This window comes from Allobosea sp. TWI1241, assembly GCF_039673065.1.
Taxonomy (GTDB): Bacteria; Pseudomonadota; Alphaproteobacteria; order Rhizobiales; family Beijerinckiaceae; genus Allobosea.
This window is the reverse complement of sequence record NZ_JBDJKW010000029.1, coordinates 2,501-5,692: the sequence shown is the minus strand read 5'-3', so window position 1 is coordinate 5,692 and position 3,192 is coordinate 2,501. Positions and strand designations below refer to the sequence as shown.

The 3,192-nt window shown below is 54.9% G+C and carries 2 tRNA genes and 2 rRNA genes (1 of these 4 running past the window's edge); all 4 read left to right on the top strand.

What is annotated here, in order from left to right:
* The first annotated feature begins 318 nt into the window (after positions 1 to 318).
* Positions 319 to 1,805, top strand: a 16S ribosomal RNA gene (locus ABE438_RS20295).
* Between the two features lie 226 nt (positions 1,806 to 2,031).
* A tRNA-Ile gene (locus ABE438_RS20290) sits at positions 2,032 to 2,108 on the top strand.
* A 20-nt stretch (positions 2,109 to 2,128) separates the two neighbouring features.
* A tRNA-Ala gene (locus ABE438_RS20285) sits at positions 2,129 to 2,204 on the top strand.
* A 228-nt stretch (positions 2,205 to 2,432) separates the two neighbouring features.
* Positions 2,433 to 3,192 (top strand): 23S ribosomal RNA (locus ABE438_RS20280) (it continues 2,046 nt past the right edge of the window).
* Together the 16S and 23S rRNA genes with 2 tRNA genes alongside form the textbook arrangement of a ribosomal RNA operon.

Sequence of the window (3,192 nt, the reverse complement as noted above, 5' to 3'; positions counted from 1 at the left end):
CCTATAACGCGGCCATCGAGACGGCGCCGCCGCTTGGCGGGGCCGGCCTCCACGCTTCACTGTTTAGCACAGGGCGTTTGGTCCGGTTAGTTTGACCGGGTTGATGGTCTGTTTGTTGATTGGTTGAAGTTTCGCTGTTTGAAAACTGAAGACAGAAAGAGAAACGTAGGCGGCGGAGTTCTTGCGGGTTCATCTTCGGATGGACCGAAAAGAGACTTCGGTGTGCTATGTTTTGATACAAGAGCCATCGCCGGTTGCTTAGGCAATCGGGTGATGTCTCCGTCAAATACGTAGTGACTAAGCCGATCAAATCTCATTCAATCTGAGAGTTTGATCCTGGCTCAGAGCGAACGCTGGCGGCAGGCTTAACACATGCAAGTCGAACGGGCACTTCGGTGCTAGTGGCAGACGGGTGAGTAACACGTGGGAACGTACCTTTCGGTTCGGAATAATTCAGGGAAACTTGGACTAATACCGGATACGCCCTTCGGGGGAAAGATTTATCGCCGATAGATCGGCCCGCGTCTGATTAGCTAGTTGGTGAGGTAATGGCTCACCAAGGCGACGATCAGTAGCTGGTCTGAGAGGATGATCAGCCACATTGGGACTGAGACACGGCCCAAACTCCTACGGGAGGCAGCAGTGGGGAATATTGGACAATGGGCGCAAGCCTGATCCAGCCATGCCGCGTGAGTGATGAAGGCCTTAGGGTTGTAAAGCTCTTTTGTCCGGGAAGATAATGACTGTACCGGAAGAATAAGCCCCGGCTAACTTCGTGCCAGCAGCCGCGGTAATACGAAGGGGGCTAGCGTTGCTCGGAATCACTGGGCGTAAAGGGCGCGTAGGCGGACTCTTAAGTCGGGGGTGAAAGCCCAGGGCTCAACCCTGGAATTGCCTTCGATACTGGGAGTCTTGAGTTCGGAAGAGGTTGGTGGAACTGCGAGTGTAGAGGTGAAATTCGTAGATATTCGCAAGAACACCGGTGGCGAAGGCGGCCAACTGGTCCGATACTGACGCTGAGGCGCGAAAGCGTGGGGAGCAAACAGGATTAGATACCCTGGTAGTCCACGCCGTAAACGATGAATGCCAGCCGTTGGGGTGCATGCACTTCAGTGGCGCAGCTAACGCTTTAAGCATTCCGCCTGGGGAGTACGGTCGCAAGATTAAAACTCAAAGGAATTGACGGGGGCCCGCACAAGCGGTGGAGCATGTGGTTTAATTCGAAGCAACGCGCAGAACCTTACCAGCTTTTGACATGTCCGGTTTGATCGACAGAGATGTCTTTCTTCAGTTCGGCTGGCCGGAACACAGGTGCTGCATGGCTGTCGTCAGCTCGTGTCGTGAGATGTTGGGTTAAGTCCCGCAACGAGCGCAACCCTCGCCCCTAGTTGCCATCATTCAGTTGGGAACTCTAGGGGGACTGCCGGTGATAAGCCGCGAGGAAGGTGGGGATGACGTCAAGTCCTCATGGCCCTTACAGGCTGGGCTACACACGTGCTACAATGGCGGTGACAATGGGCAGCGAAAGGGTGACCTGGAGCTAATCCCAAAAAGCCGTCTCAGTTCAGATTGTACTCTGCAACTCGAGTACATGAAGGTGGAATCGCTAGTAATCGTGGATCAGCATGCCACGGTGAATACGTTCCCGGGCCTTGTACACACCGCCCGTCACACCATGGGAGTTGGGTTTACCCGAAGGCGTCGCGCTAACCGCAAGGAGGCAGGCGACCACGGTAGGCTCAGCGACTGGGGTGAAGTCGTAACAAGGTAGCCGTAGGGGAACCTGCGGCTGGATCACCTCCTTTCTAAGGTAGAATTCTCCACGAGACCTTGTGTTTCGTATTGAATTCGCTTGGAACAAAAGAGGCCAGTCAGGCCTCGACATGCGGAACGCCGCCGTCTTCGTTTCTCTTTCTTTTTCCGGGCGAACGCCTGGTCGTGTGGCAAGGGCTGTGCGATCGTGGCGTTCTAGGGCCAACGCTTCGGTCTTTGGCCGTGCCACGAGGGTATCCTCGAGGTGTTTCGAGCCTCGGGCCTGTAGCTCAGTTGGTTAGAGCGCGCGCTTGATAAGCGTGAGGTCGGAGGTTCAAATCCTCCCAGGCCCACCACTTCCTGCGCCGTTCCGATTGGGGCCATAGCTCAGTTGGGAGAGCGGTAGCTTTGCAAGCTTCAGGTCGTCGGTTCGATCCCGTCTGGCTCCACCAACCGCCCGGAAAATTCAGGTTTTGCCGCCGTTAGTCCTTCGTGACGCGGAGTGGCGATGCTGTTTGTCATTGTGAAGAGGGAATATGTCCGAGAGCTGCTCATCCTGCAGCGTGCGGAGGTCAGGTGAACCAGCCTGTTCCGCGTTCAATCGGATATATTCGGCAAGCATAAAATGGTCTTTCCGATCGATGTGGCGCCGCCGAGGCGCGGACATCGATCATGAGAACGATCAAGTGCCTTAAGAGCATTCGGTGGATGCCTTGGCGCTGAGAGGCGATGAAGGACGTGATACGCTGCGATAAGCCGTGGGGAGCTGCGAATGAGCTTTGATCCGCGGATTTCCGAATGGGGAAACCCACCTTCGACAATTCGTATTGTGATCTCAGTGAGAGCTGAGACCGCACTACGAATTGTCACATGAAGGTATTGAGCTCTGAATACATAGGGGTTCAAAGCTAACCCAGGGAACTGAAACATCTAAGTACCTGGAGGAAAGGACATCAACGAGACTCCGTTAGTAGTGGCGAGCGAACGCGGACCAGGCCAGTGCTTGTCTGTAAGTTACCGGAAGCGGTTGGGAAGCCGCGCAATAATGGGTGATAGCCCCGTACGGATCTGCGAACAGACGAGACATGAGTAAGGCGGGACACGTGAAATCCTGTCTGAACGTGGGGGGACCACCCTCCAAGCCTAAGTACTCCTCAGCGACCGATAGTGAACCAGTACCGTGAGGGAAAGGTGAAAAGCACCCCGACGAGGGGAGTGAAATAGCACCTGAAACCGAATGCTTACAAACAGTGGGAGCTCAAGGTTCGTCCTGGGTGACCGCGTACCTTTTGTATAATGGGTCAGCGACTTAGTCTGGCGAGCAAGCTTAAGCCGATAGGCGTAGGCGCAGCGAAAGCGAGTCTGAACAGGGCGTTCAGTTCGTCGGATTAGACCCGAAACCGGGTGATCTAGCCATGAGCAGGTTGAAGGTAAGGTAAC